Below are 24576 nucleotides of genomic sequence, written 5' to 3' on the forward strand. Positions count from 1 at the left end.
CGCGCAGGAAGTTGCGGTTGGCGTCCCGGACCAACAATGTCCTGAAGACTACAGAACAAATGCGGCCGTGGATAGCCCAATGAGGAAAACGTTTCTGATGACATGAAGGCGCTTTCCCAGCCGCTCCGGAGGGCCTGTGGATAACCCGGCCTACCCGCCCCTGAACAGGCTTGCTAAGCCCTGGGGGACGGAGAATAGTGGGAATCGGGAACGGCCCTTTTCCTGCCGGTGCCGCTGGGGGCCGGGATGCACGGGGAGTGGTCCGTTTTCTGGCAGAATAGCCGCAACATCAGGCGTATCGCGAGGAGGCGGCCCCCATGGGCTCACGAGAGTTGCACCCGGACCAGGCCCGGGACGGTGGTGGTGCGTCACCCGCTCCCCACGGCATCGTGGTGGGCGTGGACGGTTCGGACCATGGCCAGTGCGCCTTGGTGTGGGCCGCGCGGGAAGCCCAGCGCCGCCGTCGTCCGCTCCATATCGTCACCGCCTATTCCGTGCCGATCTTCGCCGCGTCCGGACTGGACGGAGGCTATGCCACGGTGGACGATTCCGTCATCCGTGAAGGTGCCGAGGCCATCGCCAAGCAGGCTGTTGAAAAGGTTTCCGCTTACGACATTGATGTCAGTTCCTCCGTAGAGAACGGCGACGCAGCAGGAGTCCTGCTGGAAATCTCCGAAACCGCGGAACTCCTGGTGGTGGGCACCCGCGGCCGCGGCGGCTTCGTGGGCCGCCTCCTGGGATCGGTCAGCAGTGCCCTGCCTGCCCATGCAAAATGCCCCACCGTGACGGTCCCCTTGTTCTGTTCGGACCGGCTCGGTGAAACCACCGAGGACCGCCGCGTCAAGGCGGAGCAGGCCAAGTCCGGCCACCGGCTGGTGGAGAACGTGGTGGTGGTCGGCGTCGATGGCTCCGAGCAGGCACGCGTTGCCGTCCTCGAAGCAGCCGACCAGGCCGAACGGCTGGGTGCCTCGCTCCGCGTGATCTGTGCCGTCCCCCAGTACAGCGGTTCCCTGGCCTGGGTTCCCGCACCCATGGACCGGAAGGCATTGTTTGACGATATCCGGGTCACCCTGGAGGCCGGCATGGCGTGGCTCCGCAGCCACTACCCGCACCTGCGGGCTGACTACGAGCTGAAGGACGGTTCGCCGGTGGACGTGCTCGTGGAGGAAAGCCGGCACGTGGAACTGGTGGTGGTGGGTACCCGCGGCCGCGGGGGTTTCACCGGAATGCTTCTGGGCTCAACGTCCGATGGTGTCCTGCACCATGCAAAGGGCCCGGTCATGGTGGTCCCGGACCGGGAAGACCCCCGCCTGGCGGACCGTGCGCGGTTCGGTCCGATCCTCGGCGACGCCGCCTAGCCGGCACCGGACAAACAGCAAGGCATCCCCGGAATACCGCCGCTCGGATAAGGCATCTGGGACATGGAGCAGCCAGGGCTGTCAAAAGTCGGCACCAGCACGGACGCCGGGCTGGTGCTGGACCTGCGCCGGCTCGACGCCGGAATGCTGGGCTTGGCGGGTGGCAAGGCAGCCAACCTTGGAGCGCTGTTGTCCGCAGGGTTGCCGGTCCCGGAGGGTTTCTGCCTCACTACCGCTGCATACCGGCAGGCAACCGGCGCCCCCGACTCCCTGCCTCCCGCGCTGGCCGGGGTTTATGCCACCCTGGGGGACGCCGCCCGGTCCGGCGTTACGGAACCGCATGACGTGGCAGGGCTGGCTGAAACAGCCCGTGCCGCGATCCTGGCACTTCCGCTTCCGGCGACGGTTTCCCGCGAGGTGGAACAGGCGTACGCGGCCCTGGGACCCGATGTTCCGGTAGCGGTCAGGTCCTCGGCCACCGCAGAAGACCTGCCATTCGCCAGCTTCGCCGGGCAGCAGGACACCTACCTCAACGTCGTCGGAGTGCCTGCCCTGCTTGAGGCCGTCCGCAACTGCTGGGCGTCGCTGTGGACGGACCGGGCAACCGCATACCGGGCAAGCCTGGGGATCGATCCGGCCGGCGTGGCGCTCGCGGTGGTGGTCCAGCGGATGGTGGACGCGGACGCCGCCGGCGTCATGTTCACGGCGAACCCCCTGACCGGCCGCAGGCGGCAGATCGTTATCGATGCCAGTCCCGGCCTGGGCGAGGCCGTCGTCTCAGGCGCCGTCAATCCGGACCACTTCGTGGTGGACGCCCTGACCGGAAGGGTCCTGGAACGGAAACTGGGAGATAAGGGCGTGGCGGTACGCCCCCTTCCCGGTGGCGGGACGCAGACCCTGAAGGTTCCCGCAACCAGCAATGCTGCCTGCCTGACGGACAGCCAACTGGCTGGACTGGCGCGCCTTGGCCTGGAGGCCGAGGATCATTTCGGCACCCCGCAGGACACCGAGTGGGCCATCGACCGTACCGGGGCCCTGTGGCTCACCCAGTCCAGGCCGATCACCACCCTCTACCCCGTCCCGGAGAGCAACGGTGCCGCGGGCAGGGTCCCCCAGTGCAGCCCCGCCGCAAGCGGTACCAGGGCGTATCTCTGTTTCAGCCTGGCCCAGGGGCTTACCCGCCCGCTGACGCCCATGGGCCTTGCGGCGCTGCGGCTCGTCGCCTCCTCCATCGCCCAGGCTGCAGGCTTCCCTGTTCCGGACCCCCGTGGCGGACCGTCGCCCTATGCCGAGGCCGGGGAGCGGATCTACGTCGACTTCACCACTCCCATCCGCAGTACCGTGGGCCGGCGCCTCGTTCCCCGAGTCTTCGACATCATGGAGGCCCGGACAGCAACGGTCATGCGGCAACTGTTCGACAATCCCGCTTTTTCGGTGACCACGAGGACGCCTTTCGGGCTGCTGCATCACATCGTTCCCGTCGCAGCCCGCGCCAAGGTTCCCGCCACGCTTCTCCGGGCGCTGGTCCGGCCCCGGGCAGCGCTCCGGCGGCTGGACCGCTTCACGCGCGACTTCGAGGCATCCCTGGGCTCCGAAGACGGTGCCGGCGCGCCGGCACGCCTTGACCACGCCGAATCCCTCCTTGGGCAGCGCCTGTTCCCGATTGTTCCGGCAATTCTTCCCCTTCCCGCCCTGGGGTTCGCCATGCTCGGCGTTGCGGGAAGACTGCTGGGTGGCAATGCCTGGGCTGAGCTGCAGCCCGTGATCCGTGGCCTGCCCAACAACATCACCACCGAAATGGACCTGGAGCTGTGGCACCTTGCCAAGGAAATCCGGGAAGACGTTCAATCACGAACCGAACTCATGGCCGGCGATCCCACCGTCCTGGCAGCCGCGTTCCAGGCCGGACAGCTGCCCGCACGCCTCGATGCGGGCCTCACCCGGTTCCTGGACGAGTACGGCCACCGGGCAGTGGGCGAAATCGACGTTGGCCTGCCGCGATGGTCCGAAGAGCCGGCACACATCCTGGGCATCCTCGCCAATTACCTCAGGCTCGAGGACCCGGCCCTGGCGCCTGACGCACAGTTCAGCAAGGCCGTGGAGGACGCGGAAACGCAGGTGGACCGGCTCGTTGCCCGCGCCGCCGCCCGCGGCAGGATCCGGGGAAGGCTGGTGCGTGCCGCGCTGCACAGGGCACGGCTGTTCGCCGGCCTGCGCGAGCTGCCAAAGTACCAGCTGGTGACCGGCCTCGGGGAAGTCCGCCGGCAACTGCTGCTGGTGGGCGGGGAGCTGGCCCGGGCGGGCGTCATCGAACAGCAGGACGACGTGTTCTTCCTGGACCTGGTTGAAACCAGGCAGGCCTTGTCCGTGGACGCCGACGGCGGAGCGCCCGTCCAGGACTTTCGCGCACTCGTGGCCGGCCGCCGCGAGGATTACGCCCAGGAGCTCAGGCGCCGGCATATTCCCCGGGTTCTGCTCTCGGATGGAACCGACCCCGAAGCGGTGCGCACCGCCGTCGGCGTCACCATGGAAGGAATGCTGACAGGCAGCGCAGCCTCGGCAGGAACAGTGACCGCTGCCGCGCGCGTCATCCTGGATCCCGTGGGAGCCCGGCTTGAGCCGGGCGAAATCCTGGTTGCCCCTTCCACGGACCCCGGCTGGACGCCGCTGTTCCTCACTGCGGGCGGGCTGGTGATGGAAATGGGCGGAGCCAATTCCCACGGCGCAGTTGTGGCCAGGGAGTACGGGATACCTGCGGTGGTCGGAGTCGCGGACGCTACCGGGCTGATCAGGACCGGCCAACAAATAACGGTCGACGGCGGTGCGGGCACCGTAGTGCCGGAACGGCCCGGCCGGCAGCAGGATGGGGGCGCTGCGGGTGACACCGATCCACCTGCACCGGCGTAGTCTTTACCTATGGGCTCCAACACGCTGGATTCCAGCGGACCGTCGCAACGAAACAGCACAATGAACCGCCGGGCATGGCTGCGGTGGCTGCCCGCCGTCGCGGCTCCGCTGGCGATCGCTGCGGGCGCCTTGGCCGGCTCCCTTCCGGCCGGTGCCAGCAACCCACTTCCGGCCAAGACGCCGGCGCAGGTCCTGGAGTTGGCGGCAAGCCACCAGGTGCACACGTTCTCAGGGACAGTGGAGCAGTCCGCCGACCTGGGGCTTCCGGAGCTGCCCGCCACCGGGAAACCATCCGGTCCCGCGGCCGCGGGGAGTGCCGCATCCGTGATTGAGCTGCTGTCCGGCAAGCACACCGCGCGCGTCTACCTGGACGGCAAGGACAACGCCCGCGTGCAGGTGATGGACCAACTGGCTGAACGTGACGTGGTCCGCCACGGCAGCGACGTCTGGTTCTATTCGTCGAAGGACGACACAGCCGCACACTTGACCCTGCCGGAGCATGCCCAGGATCCATCCCGGGCGAAGGACCATCAGTGGGCAGGTGGGATGCCGACGCCAGGCGACCTGGCACAACGCTTCCTGTCCAAGGTTGAACCGACCACGGCCGTTTCGGTGGGGCCGGACGTTTCCGTCGCAGGACGGGCTGCCTACAACCTGCTGATTGAGCCGCGCACCGACGCGACCCTGGTGGGTAAGGTGGCCATCGCCGTCGACGGTGAAAACGGCATGCCCCTGTCCGTGCAGGTGACCGCACGCGGAGCGGACACCCCGGCGTTCCGTTCCGGGTTCACCAGCCTTTCGCTGGAGGCTCCTGACCAGTCCGTCTTCACCTTTACCCCGCCTCCGGGCAGCACGGTCAAGGAACTTCCCGTTCCGGACAAGCCCCATGAGCCCGCAGACATGCACAGCCCCGACGGCATGCATCCCGGTGCCACTAAAGACGTTTCCGTAACCGGCGCCGGATGGGAGACCGTGGTGGGCACGGCGCGTGGGTCTGCTGCCGCTGCCGAGTCGCTGCTGCAGGACCCGCTGCTGTCCCAGGCCGCCGTTGCCGTCCCCGGCGGCCGGCTGCTCTCCACCGCCCTGCTCAACGTCCTGGTCACGGACGACGGCCGGATCTTCGCAGGAATGGTGCCGCCGGAGCGGCTGCAGGCCGCAGCAGCAGCGGCCCAATAAGTGTTGGGTGGACGGGGGAGTGTTGGCCGGACGGGGGCCGGCCCGGTGAGCGCGGGGTTGGCGATCGAGACCCGGGGACTCAGCAAGCACTTTGGCCGGCAGGCCGCCGTCGACAGCGTGGACCTGGCCGTCCCGCACGGGAGTGTCTTCGGCTTCCTGGGGCCCAACGGCTCCGGCAAGACCACCACCATCCGGATGCTGCTCGGCCTGGCGGCCGCATCCGCGGGGACGGTTCATCTGCTGGGCCAGGAGATGCCCGGCAAGCTCCATGATGTGTTGCCGCGCGTGGGCGCCCTGGTGGAAGGCCCCGCCTTCTACCCTTTTCTGTCCGGCGCCGCCAACCTGCACCGGCTCGACGCCGCGGGCCCGCACACCGTGCCCGCCACACGCAAAGCGAGGGTGCAGCGGGCGCTGGAGCGCGTGGGCCTGGAGCACGCCGCCGGCAAACGGGTGCACGCGTACTCCCTGGGCATGAAGCAGCGGCTGGGCATCGCCAACGCCTTGCTGTCGCCACGGGACCTGCTGGTACTGGACGAACCCACCAACGGGCTGGACCCGCAGGGCACCCGGGAAGTCCGGAACCTGGTGCGGTCGCTGGCGCATGAGGGCACCACCGTTTTCGTGTCCAGCCACCTGCTGGCCGAGGTGGACCAGATGTGCACCCACGCTGCCGTCATGAGCGCAGGAAAGCTCGTGGCACAGGGGCCCCTGGCTGAGTTGCGGCAGGCCGGCAGCACCCGGCTCCGGCTGGTAACGCCCGACGGCGGTGCGGCCCGGCAGGTCCTGGCGCGGCTGGGGCTGGTACCGGAACCTGGACACGCTGAACCCCGACAAGCTGAACCCCGACAAGCTGAACCCGGACCCACTGAACCCGGACCCACTGAACCCGGACCCACTGAACCCCGACCCGCTCAACCCGCGCGGGCGCGGCCGGACGGCGAGACGATCGTTGCGGCCATGGTGGACGGTGCCCAGCCGCCCGCGGTGCTTCCCGAGGACGTCGTGGCGCACCTGGTCCAGGCCGGCGTCCGGGTCCGGGGATTCGCCGTCGAGCGTGAAAGCCTTGAGGACCGCTTTGTTGCCCTCACGGGGGAAGGATTCGACGTTGCCCAGTAGTGTTCCCGCGGATCTTCCGGAGGCTGCCGGAACAGCCCGGCCGGCCGCAGTGCCGCGCAGTTCCGGGCTGTCCCTGTTGGGGTCGGAGCTCAAGGTCCTGTTCGGGCGCCGGCGGACCTGGGCGCTGCTCCTGGCGCTCGCTGCCATTCCGGTCCTGATTGCCGTTGCCGTGAAGGTCTCTTCCGCGGTCCCGCCCGGGCGGGGACCCGCCTTCCTTGACCGGATCACCCAGAACGGCCTGTTTGTGGCCTTCACCGCCATGCTGGTTTCCGTGCCGCTGTTCATGCCGCTCGCGGTAGGTGTGGTGGCGGGGGATACGATCGCCGGGGAGGCGAACCTGGGCACCCTCCGGTACCTGTTGGTGGCACCGGCCGGGCGGGTCAGGCTCCTCCTGGTCAAGTACGCGGGCGCGCTGGCCTTCTGTATCGTGGCCCCGTTGACCGTCGGTCTTGCCGGCGCTGCCATTGGCGCGGCACTTTTCCCGGTGGGTCCCGTGACACTGTTGTCCGGCGGGGTGGTCCAGCCGTCCGAAGCTGCCCTGCGCATCGTGCTGATCGCTGCCTACCTGGCGGTGTCACTCGCCGGCCTTTCGGCGATCGGGCTTTTCCTGTCCACGCTGACCGTGGTGCCGGTGGGAGCGATGGCCGCCACCGTGGTGGTCTCGGTGGTCTCGCAGGTCCTTGACCAGCTTCCGCAGCTGGAGTGGCTGCACCCCTGGCTCTTTAGCCACTACTGGCTTGGTTTCGGTGACATGTTGCGTCAGCCGTTGGTGTGGGATTCCTTTGCCAGCAATGCGCTCCTGCAGGCCGGGTATATGGCAGTGTTCGGGGCGCTCGCCTATGGCCGGTTCGTCACCAAGGACATCCTGAGCTGAGGCAGTCAAGCAATCTATCCGTGGAAGTCAACCGCACCGTTCAACCGCACAATTCATCCGTGCCGCCTAGTAGCGGGCCGCGTAGGGGTAGAGGTCCATGCCCACCATGGAGCTGATGGTGGACACGGTGATGCCTTCCTGCGGGTTGAGTGCCTGCACCACCTGGCCGTTCCCGAGGTAGATGGCCACGTGGTAGAAGTTCGGTGCCGAACCCCAGACCAGCAGGTCGCCGCGGCGGGCCTGCGAAATGGGGACGTGGACCGGCGCGGCGGCATATTGCTGTGAAGCTGTGCGGGGGAGGTACTTGCCGGCTGCGGCGAAGGCGTTCTGCACCAGCCCGGAGCAGTCAAAGCCGTAGGGACCGGTACCGCCCCACTGGTAGAAGTACGGCGCGCCCACCTTTCCCAAAGCGACGGTGATGGCTGCCTCGTAGGTGCCCGAGCCGGTGGCAGGGGCAGGCGCCGGTGCAGGTGCCGGCGCAGCGGGTGCGGGTGCCGGTGCAGCGGGTGCGGGGGCAACCGGAGCAGGAACGGGGGCGGGTGCAGCCGGGGCAGGAACGGGGGCGGGTGCAGCCGGGGCAGGCGCAGGAGCGGCGGGGGCGGCAGCAGCCGGGGCAGGCGCTGCCGGTGCCGCCGGGGCCAGTTCCTGCCCGCGGCTGTTCTGGTTCGCTGCCTGATTCTGTGCTGCCTGGTTTTGGGCGGCGTTGTCCTGCGCAGCTTTTTCCTGGGCGGCCTTGTCTGCGGCGGCGGACAGGGCGGCAAGCCGCGCCTCTTCACGCTGCCGTTCCAGGGCATCCACGCGGGCCGATTCAAGGGCCACAGTGGTGTTGCGGAGCTGCGCCAACTGGTCCACCAGGATGGTCCGCTGCGCTTTCGCGTCGGCCACGGCCTTGGCCTGCGCGGCATTGGCCTGTTCCGCCTGGGACTTCCGTTGTTCAGCGGTCTTCGCTGCGTCGTCTGCGGCTTTGGTGGCGTCGTCGGCAGCTGCCGTCAGGGACCGGTAGGCGGTGGCCGCGGTGTCCGCCGCTTCGAAGGCCCGGCTGCGGCTGGCCGAGAGGGCCTCGAGCGTGGCTGCCTGCTGCAGGCTCTCGCTGCCGCTGGCAATGGTTCCGAGGGTCGGGTTCAGGCCGCCGTTGCGGTACAGGTCCCCGGCAAGCTGCCCAACCTGCTTCCGGGTCTTGTCCTGCTGTTCACGGGCGGACGAGGCTTTGGCTGATGCAACGGATGCCGCTTCGGTCCTTTGCTGCAGCTCCACCAGTGCCTCGCTGTACGAGTTGTTGGCCTGCATGGCCACGGCAAAGGCTGCCTGCTGGGCTGCGGACGCGTCGGCAAGGATGCGCTCGATGGCGCCGACCTGGTCCGCCGTGGCGGCCTCACTGGCCTTAGCCGCGGCAATGTCCTCCGGCGAAGGGATGTCAGGCGACGCCGGAACGGCCAGTGGAGCGGACGGCGCCGGTACAGCGGCTGCCGGCGTTGCCGCGGATGCAAAAAGGACGACGGCGGCGCACAGCACGGCCGTCCTGCGGCCGGATCCGGATAAAGCCATCTGCAGAGACCTCGCAACGTTAAGGCCGGGAGTGAGGTTCTGGATGTGGCACGACGATGCCCCTCAGCTGCCCCCAGCAGTCCGAGGTTACGTGACCCCCTGCACATTAGCAACAGCAGTCACATCAATAACATAAACCACAACAGTGTCATTAGGGGCGGTTTTTGTCCGGTGTGTCGTGGTCGGCCGGGGTCAGGCGTGCTGGTGCGCCTCATGCTCGGAGTGGCTGGCAGGTTCCAGCTGGAAGGTGCAGTGGTCGGTATCGAAGTGGGAGCCCAGGCAGGTGATGAGCTTGTCCAGCAACTGGTCGGCGCCGCGGGCATTGAGCACTCCGTCCTCCACCACAACGTGGGCCGAGAAGACGGGGACGCCGGACGTGATGGTCCAAATGTGGATGTCATGCACATCCGTCACACCGGCCACCGAAAGGATGTGCTCGCGGATCATCTGCACCTCCACCCCTTTGGGACTGGCTTCCAGGAGGACGTCCACCACATCGCGCAGCAGGCTCCACGCCCGCGGCAGGATCATCAGCGCGATCAGGACGGAGGCAATGGTGTCCGCCGCCTGGAAGCCGGTCAGCATGATCACTGCGGCCGCGATGATGACGGCCACGGAACCAAGGAGGTCGCCAAGGACTTCCAGGTAGGCGCCGCGGATGTTCAGGCTCTCATCCTGTGCCGTGCGCAGGATCACGAGCGACACCAGGTTGGCCACCGCACCGAGGACGGCGGCAAACAGCATGATGTCCGTCTGCACTTCCGGCGGCGCACCGAACCGGCGGACCGCCTCCGTGAAGATGACCACGGAGATCACGATCAGGATCAGCGCATTGGCGAGGGCGGCCAGGACCTCAGCGCGCTGGTAGCCGTACGTCCGCTGGTTGCTCGCCGGGCGGCCCGCAATCCAGGAGGCCAGGAGCGCGATGGTGACACCTGCCGCGTCCGAGAGCATATGTCCCGCATCGGCGAGAAGGGACAGCGATCCGGACAGCACAGCCCCGATGATCTGGATGACCACCACGCCAAGCGTGATTCCCAGGACGGCCACAAGGCGTTTCCGGTGCCGCCCCGTGGCGGTGATCCCATGGCTGTGGCTGTGGTCTTGTCCCATGCTTACAAGGCTAGCCCCAGCCCAGCTCATGCAGCCGGTCATCGGAAATCCCGAAGTGGTGGGCGATCTCATGCACCACCGTTACGGCCACCTCGTGGATCACATCGTCCCTGGAACCGCAGATCTCCAGGATGGGTTCGCGGAAAATCGTGATCCGGTCCGGCAGCGAACCGGCGTCCCACCAGGAATCGCGTTCCGTCAGCGGAACCCCTTCGTACAGTCCCAGCAGCACGGTGTCCGGATCTTCCCCCGGCCCCGGCACGTAGTCGTCGTCGATGAAGACGGCCACGTTGTCCATGGCCCGGGCCAGCCTGTCCGGAATGCTGTCCAGGGCATCCTGGACGGCTGCCTCGAACTCGTCAGGGGACATGGTGAATTCCGGCGGTTCGTGCGGGCCGTCGGGAATGATGGGCAGTCCCGGCGGAAGGCTGGCTGGCATACCCCGACTCTAGCGCCGAAGCGGCCGCGGGTCGCCGTGGACCCGGCTCCGCCGCCGGGTGAGCCCCACCCCCACCAGGCATACCAGCCCACCCACCAGTCCCAACGCCGAGGGGATTTCACCAAGCAGCAGCCAGGAGATGAAGACCGTGGTGCCGGGGACCAGGTATGTGGTGGCGGCCAGCTTCCCGGCGTCCACCAGTGACAATGCGTACGCCCAGGTGGTGAAGGCGATGGCGGTGGGGAACACCCCCAGATACACCAGCCCCAGCGTGGCCTGCGGCGGAGCCGCCTGCACCTCGGACACCAACTGCCCGGCGAACGGCAGGCAGCACACTGCCCCCACCACGATGCCAAACCAGGTTGCCTGCGCCGCCGGGAACTTCCGCACCACCGGCTTCTGGATGATGACGCTGACTGCGGCGAGCACCGCGGCAAGGAGGCAAAGCGCCACCCCGGCCAGTTCCGCCGTCGAACTTTCCCCCGTCCGTGGCTGTCCGGAGCCGAGGGCGATCAATGCGACGCCGGCGAAGGCCACGGTGCTGCCGATGAGCAGCCAGCGCGGGAAGCCTTCCTTGAGGAAGATGCCGGCCATGATGGCCACCAGGATGGGGTTGACGTTGATCAGCAGGGCGCTGGTGCCGGCATCAAGGATGTGCTCGGCGGCGTTCAGCGCCACGTTATAGCCACCAAACCACATCACGCCATAGGCGAGGATGGGCAGCCATTCCCGTCCCCGCGGCAGCATCCGGCTCCTGAGCAGTTGCGGCACCACCAGGAAAGCCAGCACGACGGCGGCAATCGCCAGCCTGCCCAGGGTCAGCGGGCCGGGGGAGAAGTGGGGGCCGATGGCCCGGATGCCCACGAACGCTGAGGCCCACAGGACCACCGTGACCACCATGGCCGCCACGCCGAGGGCCTTCACGGGCTTTCCTGCTGCAGTGGCGGACGCCAGGGGTTCATGGGCGGGGCTGGTTGGCGGCATGGGACAAATGTACGGCCGGAACGGACGCCGGGCTGGCGGAAATCGGCCATGTCGGCAGCGGTGGTAACCGTGCCTGCGCCTTCCAGGGCCTACTTCGAACCGGCCCAGGCCAGCAGTTTGTCCGCCGGCCAGGTGGTGATGATCCGCTCGGCAGGCACGTTGTTGCGGGCGGCCCGCTCGGCACCGTACTGCAGGAAATCCAGCTGCCCTGGTGCGTGCGCGTCGCTGTCAATCGAGAACAGGCAGCCTGCATCCAGCGCCAACTGGATCAGCGCATCGGGCGGGTCCTGCCGTTCCGGGCGGGAATTGATCTCGACGGCCACGTTGTGCTCCGCGCACGCGGCGAACACTTCCGCGGCGTCGAATTCCGACGGCGGCCGGGTTCCGCGGGTGCCCTCCACCAGCCGCCCGGTGCAGTGGCCCAGGACGTTGGTGTGCGGGTCCTGGATGCCGCCGAGCATCCGGGCGGTCATGGTCTTCCTGTCCGCGCGCAGCTTCGAATGAACGCTCGCCACCACAATGTCCAGGCGGTCCAGCAGCCCAGGCTCCTGGTCCAGCTGGCCGGACTCCAGGATGTCCACTTCGATCCCGGTCAGCAGCCGGGTGTTCCCGCCGTTGCTGTTGATCGCTGCCACCACGTCCAGCTGGTCCAGCAGGCGCCCGGCCGACAGCCCGTTGGCGATGGTGAGGTTGGGGGAGTGGTCGGTCAATGCCAGGTACTCCCGGCCCAGCACCTCCGCTGCCGCCACCATCAGCTCAATGGGGGAGCCGCCGTCGGACCATTCGCTGTGGCTGTGCAGGTCGCCCCTCAATGCCCCACGGATTTCCGTCCCACCGGAGGCCAGCGGCTGGGCGCCCTTCTCCCGGAGGTCGGCCAGGTAGTCGGGAACCTCGCCGTCCACCGCCTGCCGGATCACCGCGTAGGTCCGGTCGCCGATGCCCTTCATGGACTTGAGCCGGCCGGTCCGGGCCCGGGTGGCTACTTCCTCAGGGCCAAGGGGGCTGATGGCCGCCGCCGCTTTGCGGAAGGCCTGGACCTTGAAGGTGGCGGCGCGTCCGCGCTCCAGCCAGAAAGCAATCTCATTGAGCGCTGCGACGGCATCCATCCGTCCATCTTGACCCGTGCGGCGGCCCAACGGCGCGGTTTTTCGCCGATTTTGGATAATTCCTGCGGAGGCCCTATAGTTTTAGAGTCCAGTTCGGAGAAACGCAAAGGACAAAGACGGAAAGCCTCGCTTGACGCCTTTTATTTTGTTCCGAACGGGTTCTGGCCCCCATCGTCTAGCGGCCTAGGACACCGCCCTTTCACGGCGGCGGCACGGGTTCGAATCCCGTTGGGGGTACGCGAGGAACTGGTCAAACAGGCAAAAAAAGTCTGGTAGGCTGGAAGCCTTGAAAAAAGCGGTAGAGATACTGTGAAGCAAGAAACGCAAGGCCCTGTAGCGCAGTTGGTTAGCGCGCCGCCCTGTCACGGCGGAGGTCGCGGGTTCAAGTCCCGTCAGGGTCGCTCTGATTGTTGGAAGAAATTCCGGCTGTCATGGTGACTAGTCACCTAGGCTCTGTAGCTCAGTTGGTAGAGCGTTCGACTGAAAATCGAAAGGTCACCGGATCGACGCCGGTCGGAGCCACCACTGGGAAGCATCAGTTCTTCGGAACTGGTGCTTTTCTTCATTTAACCGCCATTGGCCAGCCGCTCTTCAAGTGCGTTCCGTGCCCTTGTCCAGGTGGATGGCCCCGGAGCAACTGTCCGGCGCCCGCCTCACCTCCGGCGCACCAACCGCGGCATCGACACGCAAAATCGAAACCGACACCCTTGGTCGCCTGCGCAGCCCATATTTGCGTATCGATACGGAATATGGGCGGCGCCGGCGAATGTGCGCGTCATGCTCAGGTGGGCCGGCCTTTGGGGATCGTGCGTGCCCGGCGCCACCAGGACGAGCGGCCTGCGGCGGCGTGGCCTGCGCAACAAATCGCTTGTCTTGTCAGGAAAAAATCGAGCCGCCCTGAAACATTTGATTATTGCCAAACCGATGTGGCACGCGCGCGCGTTGGCTTGCGTAAGCGCTTGCACCCTACTCGGCGGTAGCCGTTTTTGGGCTGTGAAACAGGGTTTGAACTGCATCCGGCGCCCGTTCTAGCGTGGAGCGCGGCGGAGGGAAAGCATGCTTTCCATCGGCCGCAGGGCCCCACCCAGGTCCTGATCCCCCCAGCACAACGGCGTCCCCGGCGACGCCTGAGGTGTTACCGGGCCGCGGTTGTTTTCGGGGTTATGGGCACATGCCCGTCTTCCACGAACAGTCACAACTCCGCGAGAAGAGCAAGAAATGCACAAGCACCCCCAACACCGGCTGCTGCGGTGGCGCCCTGCCGCCGCAGCACTGGCCGCAGCCGTTGCTGCCTCGGCCTTCCTGGCCGTCCCCTCTGCCCAAGCCAACGAGCCGTCGGACCCGCCGACGGTCGGGCAGCTGCCGGCCCCCACTCCCGGTTTCGCCCTCCCCACCGAGCACACGCAGGAGGCCTTCGACCCGGCGTCGGACTTCACCTCCAAGTGGACCCGCGCAGACGCCAAGCAGATCATGGCGCAGAGCGATCCCACGGTGGCTCCCGGCCAGAACTCCATGAGTCCCGACGTCACCATGCCGGAGATCCCCCAGGATTTCCCCGCCATGAATGACGACGTCTGGGTCTGGGACACCTGGTCCCTGACGGATGAAAACGCCAACCAGATCAGCTACAAGGGCTGGGACGTCATCTTCTCCCTTGTTGCCGACCGCCACGCCGGCTACGGCTTCGACCAGCGCCACTGGAACGCCCGGATCGGCTACTTCTTCCGCAAAACCAACGCCGACCCCGCCAAGGACAAGTGGAACTACGGTGGCCATCTCTTCCTGGACAACACCTCCATCGGCAACACCGAATGGTCCGGCTCCACCCGCCTCATGCAGGGCGACCACGTCAACGTCTTCTACACCGCCACCACCTTCCACGACGTGGCCGAGCGGAACGCAGGTGGCGGCGGGATCGCTCCTGACGCTGCCATCGCCAAGGCCCTGGGCAACATCCACGCTGACAAGAACGGCGTCAGCTTCGACGGCTTCGAGCACACCAAGCTGCTGGAACCGGACGGAAAGATGTACCAGACCAAGGCGCAGAACCCGGGCTTCGCGTTCCGGGACCCGTACACGTTCGCCGACCCCGCCCACCCGGGCAAGACCTTCATGGTCTTCGAAGGCAACACCGCCGGCACCCGCGGCGATTACCAGTGCAAGGGTGAGGACCTCGGCTACCAGCCGGGCGACCCCCAGGCAGAAAGCGTTGGCGACGTCCAGAACAGCGGCGCAAACTACCAGACCGCCAATGTGGGCCTGGCTGTAGCCGACAACAAGGACCTCACCAAGTGGTCCTTCCTGCCGCCGATCCTTTCGGCCAACTGCGTCAACGACCAGACGGAACGTCCGCAGATCTTCATCCAGAATGAAAACGGCAAGAACAAGTACTACCTGTACACGATCAGCCACCAGTTCACCTACGCGGCCGGCATGCGCGGCCCCGACGGCGTCTACGGCTTTGTTGGTGACGGCGTGCGCTCGGACTACCAGCCGGTGAACAACAGCGGCCTGGCCCTCGGTTCACCCACCGACCTCAACCTGCCGGCCAACAACCCAAGCGGTACCATCTCCGGGCAGCAGAACGGTCGCCAGTTCCAGGCATACTCGCACTACGTGCAGCCTGGCGGACTCGTGCAGTCGTTCATCGACAACGTCAACGGCGTGCGTGGCGGATCGCTGTCACCCACTGTCAAGATCAACTTCAGGAACGGCGTGACCCAGGTGGACCGCAGCTTCGGCCAGAACGGCCTCGGCCCGTTCGGCTACCTGCCCACCAACGTCAGGGTCGGCGGCGAAGGCCTCTACAAGTAGGACAGCCTGCACACCTGAATAGACCGCGGCTTCTGCCGCACCGCCGCTGACACAGGCGGCACCGCTCAGGCGGGAATGTCCTTGGGGGCGTTCCCGCCTGGGTCCTTTAAGTCCAGGCCGGTCGGCGGGCCGCAGAGTTTCCAGCGCATGTGCCGCACCCTGGGGATAGGGTGGAAACAACAGAAGGGGGAGTGCCTGATGGAATACCAGAACCCACAACCCGTGGTGCCAAACCGTCCTTCCGGAAGCCCGGCTCCGGGGCCCGGCCGGACGATAATTTCCGAGACTGCCGTGGCAAAGGTGGCGGGAATCGCCGCGCGGGCGGTTCCCGGGGTCTACTCCCTGGGTTCGGGCCCGTCCCGTGCCTTGGGCGCGATCCGCGACGCCGTCGGAAGTTCTGACCACGCTGCGGGCGTCCACGCGGAAGTGGGCGAAACGCAGGTAGCTGTTGATATCACCCTGGTGGCAAGCTACGGCACACCGCTGCATGCATTGGCCAATAATGTCCGCGCCGCCGTGTACCGCGCAGTTGAGGAACTGGTGGGGCTGCAGGTCATCGAGGTGAACGTCGAGATCGCGGATGTCTACGTTCCGCCGCCGGTCAAAACAACCGCGCCGTCTGCTCCCGAACGGGAGGCGCTGCTGTGAGCCTCACGATTGCAGGCACCGCCATTGGCGCCTTCGTGGCGTTTATGTCCCTGCAGTTCGGACTGTGGGGTTTCCTCGTCTCCCTGCTCTTCATGGCAATCGGAGCGCTCCTGGGCCGTGCCGCCGAAGGGAAGCTGGACCTGCGCGGGGTGTTCGATGCCATCACCGGCCGGCGCTCGTCCTCATGAGCTCGCCCGCGCCCGTTGTGCGTGGGCAGGCGCTCAGCGGCCATAACCGGATCAGCACCCAGGCCTTGACCAGCCTCGCCAAGGCTGCTGCGGCCCAGGCGTTGGGCGTCGACGCCCAGGACGTGCGGGCGGACTGGACGGACGACGACGGCCTGCTGGCTTTGTCCCTCGTCACCCCTATCGGCGTCCCGCCGCTGCAGTCCGTGGTGGCCAACCCTGCACGGGTGGACGCACTCGGCGGGTCCATCTGGGACCGCGCCGTCAGGGCCAAGGAAAGCATCCTGGCAACGGTCTCGGAATTGAGCGGTTCCCGGCTGAGCCGCGTGGACATCCGGATCAGCGGGGCAAGGATCAGTACAGAAGGGCGGGTACGGTGAGCAGCAGTGTGGAAAGCCGCCCGGTGAACAGCGGACCGCGCAGAAGCAACGGACCGGACATGCGCAGGGTGGTGTACCGCGAGACCCATTCCCCGCGGGCGGTGGTGTCGGTTGTTGCCGCCGCCCTTGTGCTGGTGCTGGCCGCTTACGGCGTCCTCGAATCGGGAGTGCACGCCGTGGGCCAGCCCGCGTGGCTGATTGAGCCCCAGGTGGCGGCGCAGCGCATCGTGGATCTTCCCGCCGGAACCTCGCCGCTGCTGCTTGCCGCGATCGGCGGCGTGCTCGCCATGGTGGGGCTGATCTTCCTCCTCAGCGGCATCCTCCCGGGAAAGCGCGCCCGCCATCTGCTGGCCAACGGACGGGAGGAAGGGCTTCCGGCGGTGGTGGTGGACGACGAAGTCATCGCCTCCTCCCTCGCCCGCCGGGCACGGCTGGCCGCCAACGTCACGCCTGAACAGGTCATGGTGATTGTCTCCCAGCGGCAGGTTCTGGTGAACGTGCGGCCCACCTCCGGTGTACCTGTGGACCAGGACAGGGTGCTTGAAGCCGTCCGCGACGAGCTGGACCAGATGCAGCTGGAACCGGCGCCTGTTCCCCGCGTCAATGTCACTCCTTCGGGGGTGATCGGAGCGTGAACAGCACACCGGCGCTGCTCAACCGCATCCTGCTCACCCTGCTGGGCCTGATCCTCCTGGGGGCGGGCGTCCTGCTGTTGCTCCTGGCGGCCGTTCCTCCGGTTGCCTCCTGGTGGCACTCCTGGTCCGCCGGGGTGTGGAGCGGCATCAACCGGCTCTTTGACGCCACCCGGTTCCCCGGCCGGCCGGAAAGCTGGCTGTGGATTGTGGTGGCACTGGCGCTGCTGGCATTGATGGGCCTCATGGTTGCCTGGATTGCCCAGCAAGGAAAGGGCCGGTCAAACCTTCTGGCCGCCGAATACGATCCCGGCGACACGCCCGGCGACGTCCGGATCGGCGGCGGGGTGGCGGAACAAGGGCTGAGGCACGCCCTCGAGGGACGGCCGGACCTGGCCGGTGCCACCGTCACCACCTACGACGTCAAGGGCTCTCCCGCGTTGAAGGTGCGTCTCCTGCCGCGCCAGGGCGTGGCACCGCACCTGCTGGCAGTGGAGGTCGCCGGGCTGCTTGACGCGATGGAAGCTGTGGTGGGCAAGGAAATTCCTGTCCTTATCCACATCGGGGCGGGCGCGCGGACCCGCTTCAGCCGGGCCGAGCGGGTCCGCTGAACCCATTGCCAACCGTAGGCTGCCGCGCGCGCGGTGCCGCTGCGCCAGTTGCGCAGCGGCACCTGCCCCGCTTCATCCTTTGCAGCTATATCCGTTGCAGGTACACGGTGCAGTCCACAGGAACCTCTGTCATCCCGGTCCAGTCGTCGGCCGGTTCGGGACCGCTGGAGAGCACTACGGCATAGCCTTCGGGCACGGGGGCCGAGGCGAAGCCCATGTTGGACAGGACCACCACCTCCCCGTTCCGGAACGCCAACAGTCCACTGTCCGGTGCGTGTTCGTCCGTCCACTCCACGCTGCCGCTGCCCAAGTGCCGGGCTGACCTGAATGCAAGGGCGGCACGGTAAAGCTCCAGCGTTGAGCCCTCCTCGCCGTCCTGCTGATCGGCGGCCAGGGGGCCGAAGCTTTCCGGCTGGGGGAGCCAGGGCTCGGGAGCTTCCCCTGACAGTGCTCCGGAGAAACCGAAGCCGGGTTGATCCCCTGCCCACGGCAGCGGGACGCGGCAGCCGTCCCGGCCGATCTCGGCACCGTCGGTCCGGAAGAAGGTAGGGTCCTGCCTGGCCGAGTCGGGAAGGGTGGTGTGCTCGGGGAGGCCCAGCTCCTCGCCCTGGTAGAGGTATGCCGAGCCCGGAAGCGCCAGCGCGACCAGTGAGGCGGCCCGGGCCCGGGCAAGTCCCAGGGCTGCGTCGGGCTGTTCGTCCGCGGCGCCGATGCCCTTGGGGAAAGTAGTGGGATCTTTGAGCCCGAACCGGGTGCTGTGCCGCACGGTGTCGTGGTTGCTGAGGACCCACGTGCACGGAGCACCCACGGATGCTGCCGCTGCCAGGGATGCGTCGATGGCGTCGGCCATGCGTTCGGCGTCCCAGCCGGCCAACAGGAAATCGAAGTTGAAGGCCTGCTGCATCTCATCGGGCCGGACATACCGTGCCAGGCGCTCGGCAGGTTCCACCCAGGCCTCGGCCACCATCATCCGGTCACCGCCGTATTCGGCCAGGACCCGGTTCCAGTCCCGGTAGATGGCATGGACCCCGTCCTGGTCGAAGAACGGCGACGGCGGGTACATCGGGGAGACGGCCCGGTGCGGTTCCTCGGCATCGGTGTGGGCATGCGGGGCGTCGCCCGGCAGGTGGCTTTCCAGGCGCGGAGCGGAGGTTCCTTCCACCATCGCCGCCACCCCATCCCAGTCCGGAAGACCCGCTTCCTTTACCAGGCCGTGGGCAACATCCACCCGGAAGCCGTCCGCGCCGCGGTCCAGCCAGAAACGCAGCACCGAACGCATTTCCTCCTGCACTTCCGGGTTCTCCCAGTTCAGGTCCGGCTGCTTGGTGTCGAAGAGGTGCAGGTACCACTGTCCGGGCGACCCGTCGGCTTCGGCCACGCGGCTCCAGGCCGGGCCGCCGAAGACGGACTTCCAGTTGTTGGGCGCCCGTCCGCCATCCCCGGACCCCGGCACCTCATCCTTGCCGTCCCGAAAGATGTACCGGTCCCTTTCCGGGCTTCCCGGCTCCGCCGCCAGCGCTTCCCGAAACCACGCATGCTCATCGGAGGTGTGGTTGGGAACCAGGTCCACGATCACCTTCAGTCCGCGGCGGTGAGCTTCCTGCAACATGGCGTCGAAGTCGGCCAGCGACCCGAAAAGCGGGTCCACTTGCCGGTAGTCCGCTACGTCATAACCGCCGTCGGCCTGCGGCGACTTGTAGAACGGGGACAGCCAGATGGCATCCACTCCCAGCCCTTCAAGATAGGGGAGCCGGTCCAGGACACCGCGAAGGTCGCCCATGCCGTCGCCGTTGCCGTCGGCAAACGACCGGGGATAGATCTGGTAGACAACGGCGTCTGTCCACCAGGAGGGCATTTGGCGGGGCGCCGGAACGGTTGGGTCGGGCATTTGGTTCCCCTCTGATAACTTTTTGATGTAAACGCTTGCATTCCCGACAGTCACCTTACTAGTGTGATGGTCACCACATCAACCTCACCTAGCAAGCGCACTGTCGACTTACTTGTCACTCAGCGAGGAGCTTCAAGCTAATGAAAACCCCGAGATTCCTGCTTCCGGCGGCCACTGCCGGCATCCTGGCCCTTACGTTGTCCGCCTGCGGCGGCGGAGGTGGAGGGGGTACCACGGGCGGCGGTGGAGGCAGTGACGCTGACGCCAACCTCGATGCCCGCGGCCCGATCACCTTCGTCCAGGGCAAAGACAACAACAATGTGATCCGTCCCCTCATCGATAAGTGGAATGCGGCCCACAAGGATGAGCAGGTCACCTTCAAGGAACAGACCGACCAGGCAGACCAGCAGCACGACGACCTCGTCCAGCACTTCCAGGCCAAGCAGTCCGACTACGACGTCACCGACGTGGACGTCGTCTGGACGGCAGAGTTTGCCGCCAAGGGCTGGCTGCAGCCGCTGAAGGACAAGATGGCGGTTGACACGAGTGCCATGCTTCCGGCCACCGTGAACAGTGCCACGTACAAGGGCACGCTTTACGCTGCACCGCGCACTTCCGACGGCGGCATCCTCTTCTACCGCAAGGACCTGGTACCCAATCCGCCCAAGACCTGGGACGAGATGATGGGCATGTGCTCCATCGCCAAGCAGAACAACATCGGCTGCTACGCGGGACAGTTCAGCAAGTATGAAGGCCTCACGGTCAACGCGGCCGAAGCCATCAACTCCGCCGGCGGCTCAGTCCTGGACAAGGACGGCAAGCCCAGCCTGAACACCGCTGAAGCCAAGGCCGGCCTGGGGAACCTCGCCAAGGCCTACGCGGACGGCAACATCCCCAAGGAAGCAATCACCTATAAGGAAGAGGACAGCCGCCAGGCGTTCCAGAGCGGCAAGCTCCTGTTCCTGCGCAACTGGCCCTACGTTTACAGCCTCATGAGCACTGAAGGCTCGTCGGCTGTGAAGGACAAGTTCGGCATGGCTGCCCTTCCGGGCAAGAGCGGCCCCGGTGCATCATCACTGGGTGGCCACAACACCGCAATCAGCGTGTACTCCAAGCACAAGGCCACTGCACTGGACTTCGTGAAGTTCCTGACCTCGGCCGAGAGCGAGAAGTTCTACGCCACGCAGGGCTCGCTGGCTCCGGTCCTTGGATCGCTGTACACCGACCAGGAACTTGTAGCCAAGCTGCCCTACCTACCGGTCCTGAAGACGTCCATCGAGAACGCCGTGCCGCGTCCCGTGACGCCGTTCTACCCGGCCGTGACAAAGGCAATCCAAGACAACGCATACTCCGCAATTAAGGGAGAAAAGCCCGTGGAAACCGCACTTTCTGACATGCAGAAGTCCATCGAATCCGCCGGTGCGGGATCGTAGTTCTGCCATGGCAACCGAACTAGGCCCGACGCCGGTCAAAGCACCGGCGTCGGGCGGTACCCCCGTCCATCACGCGCCCAAGGGTGTGGGGGAGGACAACAGGATCGCCAGCCAAGGACGCTGGGCATCCTGGCTGCTCGCTCCCACCATCATTGCCTTGGGCATTGTCATTGTTTACCCCATCATTAGCGCCATCGTCATGTCCTTCCAGAAGGACGCCGGCCTTGACCCAGCCACCGGCCTGTTCACCGCGGGTGGCCCGGCAGGCATCCAGAACTATGTGAACTGGCTCGCGCAGCAGTGTTCGGCGCCGACAGGCGGAACAGTCGCCTGCCCACCTGGCACCCTGGGCGGCCAGTTCTGGTCCGCCACCGCCACAACATTTTTCTTCACCGTCGTCACGGTCGCGTTCGAAACGGTGCTTGGTTTCTGGATGGCCATGATCATGGCCCGCGAATTCCGCGGCCGCAGCCTGGTCCGCGCAGCCGTCCTGGTGCCGTGGGCCATCCCCACCGCCGTGACGGCCAAGCTCTGGTTCTTCATCTTCGCCTTCGAGGGCATCGCCAACAAGCTGTTCAACACCACCATCCTGTGGACGGGCAGCGAGTGGCCGGCCAAGTGGGCTGTGGTCATCGCTGACGTCTGGAAGACCACGCCGTTCATGGCTTTGCTGATCCTGGCAGGCCTGCAGATGATCCCGGCTGAAGTGTATGAGGCCGCAAAGGTGGACGGAACCACTGCATGGCAGCGGTTCCGGCTGATCACCCTGCCGCTGGTTAAGCCGGCGCTCATGGTGGCGATCCTGTTCCGTACCCTGGATGCACTGCGCATGTTTGACCTGCCCTACATCCTCACCGGCGGCGCCAACAACACCACCACCTTGTCCATCCTGGTCATTAACCAGATCAGGCAAGGCTTCAACTCGGCAGCCGCACTGTCCACCATCACCTTCATCATCATCTTCCTTGTGGCCTTCATCTTTGTCCGCTTCCTCGGGGCAAACGTCGTTGAACAGAGCGGCGCCACAGGAAAGGGGAAGAAATGACCACGGCAACGGCAGACGCCTCGGCGCTGCGGGCAAGGCAGGACAAGGGCCGCAAGGCTGCGCAAAACCGGGAAAAGTGGGCGCAGGGCAGGACCTACATCAGCGCGGCCATCGTGCTGCTCTGGTGCCTGGCGCCGGCCTACTGGATGGTGGTGACCGCCTTCCGCGAGGTCGGGTTCACCTACGACACGTCGATCCTTCCCACGCACGTGACCCTGGACAACTTCAGGACCGCCTTTGATACGTCATTCGGCAACAAGTTCGGCCAGGCGCTGCTCAACAGTGTGTTCATTGGTGGCGTGGTGACGCTCGTGTCCCTGCTCATCGGCGTGTTCGCCGCCTACGCGCTGGCCCGGTTGAACTTCCGGGGCAAGTTCCTGGTGCTCGGCTTCATCCTGGGAGCTTCCATGTTCCCCGGTGTTGCCCTGATCACCCCGCTCTTCCAGCTGTTCACCAACATTGGCTGGATGGGCACGTACCAGGCGCTGATCATCCCGAACATCTCCTTCGTGCTCCCGCTGACGGTCTACACCATGACCTCGTTCTTCCGGGAAATGCCCTGGGAGTTGGAGGAATCGGCGCGCGTTGACGGCTGTACCCAGGGACAGGCCTTCCGCAAGGTCATCATGCCCCTGGCAGCGCCGGCAATCTTCACCACGGCGATCCTGGCCTTCATTTCCTCGTGGAATGAGTTCCTGATCGCCAGCCAGCTGTCCAGCGACGCAACCCAGCCGGTGACGGTGGCCATTGCCAACTTCGCCGGTGCACAGCCCAACCAGATCCCGTACACGGCCATCATGGCCGCGGGCACCATCGTCACCATCCCGCTGGTGATCCTGGTGCTGGTGTTCCAGCGCAAGATCGTCGCCGGCCTTACGGCTGGTGCGGTCAAGTGACGCCCAACGGTTCCCGCCCCCGCACTCCGGGGGCGGGAAACCGCAGCCGTATGGTCCGTTCGGGCGAAGACTTCGACATCATTATCGGCTTCCTCGCATTTTGGGCCCTTGTCCTCCTGGTGGTAACCGTGTGGATGGAAGTCACAGCCCAACCGGCCCTCGGCTGGGCCCTGGGCCTGCTGGCAACACTGCTGGCGCTGTATGGAATGGTTCGCCTGCGCCGAAAGCTGCCGGCCCGCAGGTAAGGGAGCCCATGCGTCGGTTCCCCGCCATAGTTATCAATGCCTCGCCGTGGAATGCGAAAATACAGGGCGGGCGTAACGCAGGGCCTTTCGGCCCTACGCCGAAAAGGAGTTAAAGAGGGGACACGGTGGCACGGACAACGGAAAGGTCCCAGCGGGGCGGCCATAACGGCGTCAGCATCGAGGACGTGGCGGCAGCCGCCGGAGTCTCAACAGCAACTGTCTCCCGGGCTGTACGCGGCCTGCCCCGGGTCTCGCCAGCCACCCGGGAAAAAATCCTGGAGGTGGCCGGAAACCTGGGCTACGTTGCATCGTCCTCCGCCTCCGGCCTGGCCACGGGCCGGACCAAGACCATCGGTGTCCTGGCCCCGTTCGTCAGCCGCTGGTTCTTCTCCAAAGCAATTGAGGGCGCGGACCGCGAGCTGCATGCCCGGCACTACAACCTCTCCCTGTTCAACCTCGGCGGCCACGGCAGCAACCGTGAGCGGCTCTTCAGCAAGACCATGGTCTACAAGCAGATCGACGCCCTGCTGGTTCTATGTATGGCGCTCAGCCACGAAGAGATCGAGCACCTGCAGAAGATCGACATTCCGCTGGTAGTGGTGGGTGGCCACGTGGAGGAATGCCCCTACATCGGCATCGACGACTACGCCGCCGCCTCAACAGCCGTCCGGCACCTGATCGACCTGGGCCACCGGGATATTGCCCTGCTGCATGGCGACGACGAAACCGACCTGAACTTCGACGTCCCCCGGGTGCGCATCCTGGCGTTCAAGGACGTGATGGCCGCGGCCGGCCTGCCCACCCGGCCGGAATGGGACGAATGGGGGGACTTCACGGTCCGCAGCGGACAGGAAGCCTTCCGCCGCCTGTGGTCCCGTCCCGGACAGAAGCCCACGGCAATTTTCTGCGCCTCGGACGAGATGGCCATGGGAGTCATCTTCGAGGCCAACCGCCTGGGCGTCAACGTCCCCGGCGAACTGTCGGTGGTGGGCATCGACAACCATGATTTCGCCGATGCCATGGGCCTGACCACGGTTGGGCAGCGCCCCGACGAGCAGGCCGAGCTGGCCACCAAGATGCTCCTGGACGAACTGGACGGTGAGATCGGATCCGTCCACTCAGCCGTCGCGCCCCATGAACTCATCATCCGGCGCACCACAGCGCCCCCCAGGAACTGACGC

Annotated in this window: 22 protein-coding genes and 3 tRNA genes; 19 read left to right on the plus strand and 6 right to left on the minus strand. The window is 66.4% G+C overall.

Features of this window, described 5'->3' with window-relative positions:
* Window positions 1–317 precede the first annotated feature (317 nt).
* The 5 genes from ACEN9K_RS03555 (at window position 318) to ACEN9K_RS03575 (ending at window position 7431) form a co-directional block, all read left to right on the plus strand.
* Window positions 318–1358, plus strand: coding sequence for a universal stress protein (locus ACEN9K_RS03555; RefSeq protein ID WP_056392273.1), 1041 nt, complete (start codon window positions 318–320; stop codon window positions 1356–1358).
* 63 nt (window positions 1359–1421) lie between these two features.
* Entirely contained in the window at window positions 1422–4265 is a 2844-nt protein-coding gene (locus ACEN9K_RS03560) for a PEP/pyruvate-binding domain-containing protein (protein ID WP_495635184.1), read from the plus strand.
* A gap of 60 nt (window positions 4266–4325) precedes the next feature.
* Window positions 4326–5441, plus strand: coding sequence for a LolA family protein (locus ACEN9K_RS03565; protein ID WP_495635675.1), 1116 nt, complete (start codon window positions 4326–4328; stop codon window positions 5439–5441).
* A 45-nt stretch (window positions 5442–5486) separates the two neighbouring features.
* Complete coding sequence (locus ACEN9K_RS03570; RefSeq protein WP_235509821.1) at window positions 5487–6557, plus strand: ABC transporter ATP-binding protein; 1071 nt, start codon at window positions 5487–5489, stop codon at window positions 6555–6557.
* Entirely contained in the window at window positions 6547–7431 is an 885-nt protein-coding gene (locus ACEN9K_RS03575) for an ABC transporter permease (protein WP_056392266.1), read from the plus strand. The genes ACEN9K_RS03570 and ACEN9K_RS03575 overlap by 11 nt, the downstream gene beginning before the upstream one ends.
* Before the next feature lie 66 nt (window positions 7432–7497).
* Here the strand turns inward: ACEN9K_RS03575 and ACEN9K_RS03580 are convergent, their stop codons facing one another.
* From ACEN9K_RS03580 to ACEN9K_RS03600, 5 genes are all read right to left on the minus strand, one after another.
* Window positions 7498–8976 carry a C40 family peptidase gene (locus ACEN9K_RS03580; protein ID WP_268002533.1) on the minus strand — a complete coding sequence of 493 codons (1479 nt, stop codon included), beginning with the start codon at window positions 8974–8976 and terminating at the stop codon, window positions 7498–7500.
* A gap of 192 nt (window positions 8977–9168) precedes the next feature.
* Window positions 9169–10089, minus strand: a complete 921-nt coding sequence (locus ACEN9K_RS03585; RefSeq protein ID WP_495635185.1) for a cation diffusion facilitator family transporter — start codon at window positions 10087–10089, stop codon at window positions 9169–9171.
* A gap of 10 nt (window positions 10090–10099) precedes the next feature.
* Window positions 10100–10528: a metallopeptidase family protein gene (locus ACEN9K_RS03590; RefSeq protein WP_018771709.1), complete on the minus strand. Its 429-nt coding sequence runs from the start codon at window positions 10526–10528 to the stop codon at window positions 10100–10102.
* Between the two features lie 9 nt (window positions 10529–10537).
* Window positions 10538–11512: a DMT family transporter gene (locus ACEN9K_RS03595; RefSeq protein WP_495635186.1), complete on the minus strand. Its 975-nt coding sequence runs from the start codon at window positions 11510–11512 to the stop codon at window positions 10538–10540.
* Between the two features lie 89 nt (window positions 11513–11601).
* Complete coding sequence (locus tag ACEN9K_RS03600) at window positions 11602–12618, minus strand: PHP domain-containing protein (RefSeq protein ID WP_018771707.1); 1017 nt, start codon at window positions 12616–12618, stop codon at window positions 11602–11604.
* Window positions 12619–12782: 164 nt separating this feature from the next.
* Between ACEN9K_RS03600 and ACEN9K_RS03605 the strand changes: the two genes are divergently transcribed.
* The 9 genes from ACEN9K_RS03605 to ACEN9K_RS03645 all read left to right on the plus strand — a co-directional run bounded on the left by ACEN9K_RS03605 (window position 12783) and on the right by ACEN9K_RS03645 (window position 17888).
* Window positions 12783–12855: transfer RNA gene (locus ACEN9K_RS03605), tRNA-Glu, on the plus strand.
* 90 nt (window positions 12856–12945) lie between these two features.
* Window positions 12946–13019: transfer RNA gene (locus ACEN9K_RS03610), tRNA-Asp, on the plus strand.
* Between the two features lie 48 nt (window positions 13020–13067).
* Window positions 13068–13143, plus strand: a tRNA-Phe gene (locus tag ACEN9K_RS03615).
* A 693-nt stretch (window positions 13144–13836) separates the two neighbouring features.
* Window positions 13837–15432, plus strand: coding sequence for a glycoside hydrolase family 68 protein (locus ACEN9K_RS03620; RefSeq protein WP_018771706.1), 1596 nt, complete (start codon window positions 13837–13839; stop codon window positions 15430–15432).
* A 198-nt stretch (window positions 15433–15630) separates the two neighbouring features.
* Window positions 15631–16080 (plus strand): Asp23/Gls24 family envelope stress response protein, encoded by a 450-nt coding sequence (locus ACEN9K_RS03625; protein WP_026266136.1) that lies wholly within the window; start codon window positions 15631–15633, stop codon window positions 16078–16080.
* Entirely contained in the window at window positions 16077–16268 is a 192-nt protein-coding gene (locus ACEN9K_RS03630; protein ID WP_018771704.1) for a membrane protein, read from the plus strand. Before ACEN9K_RS03625 ends, ACEN9K_RS03630 begins: the two co-directional genes overlap by 4 nt.
* Window positions 16265–16645: a hypothetical protein gene (locus ACEN9K_RS03635; protein WP_018771703.1), complete on the plus strand. Its 381-nt coding sequence runs from the start codon at window positions 16265–16267 to the stop codon at window positions 16643–16645. The genes ACEN9K_RS03630 and ACEN9K_RS03635 overlap by 4 nt, the downstream gene beginning before the upstream one ends.
* Window positions 16642–17280 carry a hypothetical protein gene (locus ACEN9K_RS03640; RefSeq protein WP_495635187.1) on the plus strand — a complete coding sequence of 213 codons (639 nt, stop codon included), beginning with the start codon at window positions 16642–16644 and terminating at the stop codon, window positions 17278–17280. Before ACEN9K_RS03635 ends, ACEN9K_RS03640 begins: the two co-directional genes overlap by 4 nt.
* Window positions 17277–17888: a hypothetical protein gene (locus tag ACEN9K_RS03645; RefSeq protein WP_495635188.1), complete on the plus strand. Its 612-nt coding sequence runs from the start codon at window positions 17277–17279 to the stop codon at window positions 17886–17888. The genes ACEN9K_RS03640 and ACEN9K_RS03645 overlap by 4 nt, the downstream gene beginning before the upstream one ends.
* Window positions 17889–17973: 85 nt before the next feature.
* Here ACEN9K_RS03645 and ACEN9K_RS03650 read toward each other — a convergent pair whose 3' ends face one another.
* On the minus strand, window positions 17974–19776 hold the full coding sequence (locus tag ACEN9K_RS03650) for a glycoside hydrolase family 13 protein (protein ID WP_478222420.1): 1803 nt from the start codon (window positions 19774–19776) through the stop codon (window positions 17974–17976).
* 140 nt (window positions 19777–19916) lie between these two features.
* On the opposite strand from ACEN9K_RS03650, the gene ACEN9K_RS03655 reads away from it, so the two are divergent.
* The 5 genes from ACEN9K_RS03655 to ACEN9K_RS03675 all read left to right on the plus strand — a co-directional run bounded on the left by ACEN9K_RS03655 (window position 19917) and on the right by ACEN9K_RS03675 (window position 24573).
* The gene (locus ACEN9K_RS03655; protein ID WP_018771699.1) at window positions 19917–21209 is read left to right on the plus strand and encodes an ABC transporter substrate-binding protein; all 1293 of its coding nucleotides are present in this window, start codon (window positions 19917–19919) and stop codon (window positions 21207–21209) included.
* Window positions 21210–21216: 7 nt separating this feature from the next.
* A complete protein-coding gene (locus tag ACEN9K_RS03660; RefSeq protein WP_026266134.1) occupies window positions 21217–22254 on the plus strand; it encodes a carbohydrate ABC transporter permease in 1038 nt (345 codons plus the stop codon).
* Entirely contained in the window at window positions 22251–23150 is a 900-nt protein-coding gene (locus tag ACEN9K_RS03665) for a carbohydrate ABC transporter permease (RefSeq protein WP_495635189.1), read from the plus strand. The genes ACEN9K_RS03660 and ACEN9K_RS03665 overlap by 4 nt, the downstream gene beginning before the upstream one ends.
* Window positions 23147–23395 (plus strand): hypothetical protein, encoded by a 249-nt coding sequence (locus ACEN9K_RS03670; protein WP_026266133.1) that lies wholly within the window; start codon window positions 23147–23149, stop codon window positions 23393–23395. The genes ACEN9K_RS03665 and ACEN9K_RS03670 overlap by 4 nt, the downstream gene beginning before the upstream one ends.
* A 125-nt stretch (window positions 23396–23520) precedes the next feature.
* Window positions 23521–24573: a LacI family DNA-binding transcriptional regulator gene (locus ACEN9K_RS03675; protein ID WP_018771695.1), complete on the plus strand. Its 1053-nt coding sequence runs from the start codon at window positions 23521–23523 to the stop codon at window positions 24571–24573.
* Window positions 24574–24576: the final 3 nt, after the last annotated feature.

It is taken from the genome of Pseudarthrobacter sp. Pseusp20, from assembly GCF_059492155.1.